This window comes from Micromonospora sp. D75, assembly GCF_018070405.1.
GTDB lineage: Bacteria > Actinomycetota > Actinomycetes > Mycobacteriales > Micromonosporaceae > Micromonospora > Micromonospora chalcea.
Map to the genome: position 1 here is coordinate 1 of NZ_JAGPXV010000889.1, position 1,805 is coordinate 1,805.

Here is a 1,805-nt window from a genome sequence, read left to right on the forward strand (position 1 = left end):
ACCCGGTCCCGGCCGCGCCGTGCGCGAAGAGCGGGACGATCCGCTCCGGACCGACCAGCCTCGGATCGAGCGTGCGCCCGGGACGGCCGGCGGCGAGCCCGAGGTACGCCGCGTCCACCTGGTCCGGCCCGACCTTGAAGCCGGCCACCGGGAGATCCCGGTCGGCGAGGGCCGCCAGCAGGCCGAGAGAGACGGCGCCGGTGCCGTGACCCGAGGAGGGCGCACTCAGCACGACGCGCGGCACGTCGGTCATCATCGACTCCTGATGTGGGTGGTTTCCGCCCGCGTGACCATACCCGCCCGGCCCGGCCCGCGACGTCCGCGCGTACCGCCGTTTCTGCCCGGCGACGGCGAGTGGCATCGCTCATACGGGTAGCCTTGGCCAACGTGTACCGGTTCCTGCTGACCCCGCGCTGGCTCGGCTACCTCGCGCTGACGCTCGTCGCCGCGACGGTGATGGTGTTCCTGGGCAACTGGCAGCTGGACCGCTACCGGGGCCGCACGGCGATCAACGACCGGATCGACGCCGGAGCCACCATGACGCCCGCACCGCTGCGCGACGCGCTGCCCGCGCCCACCGGAGGCGCGGGTGCCGTCGGTCCCGCTCCGGCCGAGGAGCTGACCTGGAGCCGGGTCACCGCCACCGGCCGGTACGACAGCGCGAACACCGTCCTGATCCGCGGCCGGACCGTCGACCGGACGGTCGGCTTCGAGGTGCTCACCCCGCTGGTGCTCGCCGACGGCAGCGCGGTGCTCGTCGACCGGGGCTGGATCCCGCCCGCCCCGGGGGCCGGCGCGACGGTCCAGCCGCAGGTGCCGGCGGCGCCGGGCGGCGAGGTGACAGTGACCGGCCGGGTGGTCGCCAGCGAGAGCGGCGGGGGCGGGGTCAGCCGGCGCGACGGGAAGCTGGAGGCCCGGCGCATCGACATCCCCCGCCTGGCCGAGCAGCTCCCCTATCCGGTGACCGGCGGCTACGTGCTGCTCGACGGGCAGACGCCGGCCGCCGACCCGGCCTTCCGGGCGGTGCAGATCGGGCACACGAACAACTGGCAGAACTTCGGCTACGTGTGGCAGTGGTGGATCTTCGCGGTGATGAGCCTGTTCGGCTACGGCTGGGTGGCGCGCCGCGAGGCCCGGCGCCTCGCCGGACTGGACAAGCCGGGCGAGCCGGTGGACCGGGCCGCCGAGCCGGCCGCCCCCACCTCCGCCTGAGCCGGACCGGTCAGCCGGTGATCCGGCCGGCGTGGATGGCGCGGACCGCGTCGATCGTGTCCGCCTCGGCGGCCGTCTTGTCGTGGCGGTAACGCAGCACACGGGCGAAGCGCAGGGCCATGCCACCCGGGTAACGGCTGCTGGTCTGCACCCCGTCGAAGGCGATCTCGACCACCTGCACCGGCCGGACCCGCACCTCCCAGTCGCCCTTCTCCACTGCGAGCGACAGGAACCGCTCGGTCTGCCAGCGCAGCATCTCGTCGGTGAGCCCCTTGAAGGTCTTGCCGAGCATGACGAACTCACCGGTTCGCGGGTCACGGGCGCCGAGGTGCAGGTTCGACAGCCACCCCTCGCGCCGGCCGCTGCCCCACTCGACCGCGAGCACCACCAGGTCGAGCGTGTGCCGCGGCTTGACCTTGACCCAGGCCGAGCCGCGCCGGCCGGCGTCGTAGGGCGCGGCCGGGTCCTTCACGACCACGCCTTCCTGCCCGGCGTCGACCGCCGCGGCGAACGCCGTGGCCGCCTGCTCCGCGTCGTCCACCTCGATCCGGTCGACGAGCAGCGAGGCGTCGACCGCGCGGGCCCGGGCCGCC

At 74.7% G+C, this 1,805-nt stretch carries 1 protein-coding gene and 2 pseudogenes; 1 reads left to right on the forward strand and 2 read right to left on the reverse strand.

The window, feature by feature from the left end:
- A pseudogene (locus KBX39_RS30360) lies at positions 1-253 on the reverse strand (cobyrinic acid a,c-diamide synthase); the annotation flags it as partial.
- Positions 254-387: 134 nt separating this feature from the next.
- Here KBX39_RS30360 and KBX39_RS30365 point away from each other — a divergent pair.
- Positions 388-1,212, forward strand: a complete 825-nt coding sequence (locus tag KBX39_RS30365) for an SURF1 family protein (RefSeq protein WP_043330989.1) — start codon at positions 388-390, stop codon at positions 1,210-1,212.
- Positions 1,213-1,222: 10 nt separating this feature from the next.
- On the opposite strand, the pseudogene KBX39_RS30370 reads toward KBX39_RS30365, so the two are convergent.
- Positions 1,223-1,805, reverse strand: a pseudogene (locus KBX39_RS30370) (ATP-dependent DNA ligase); the annotation flags it as partial.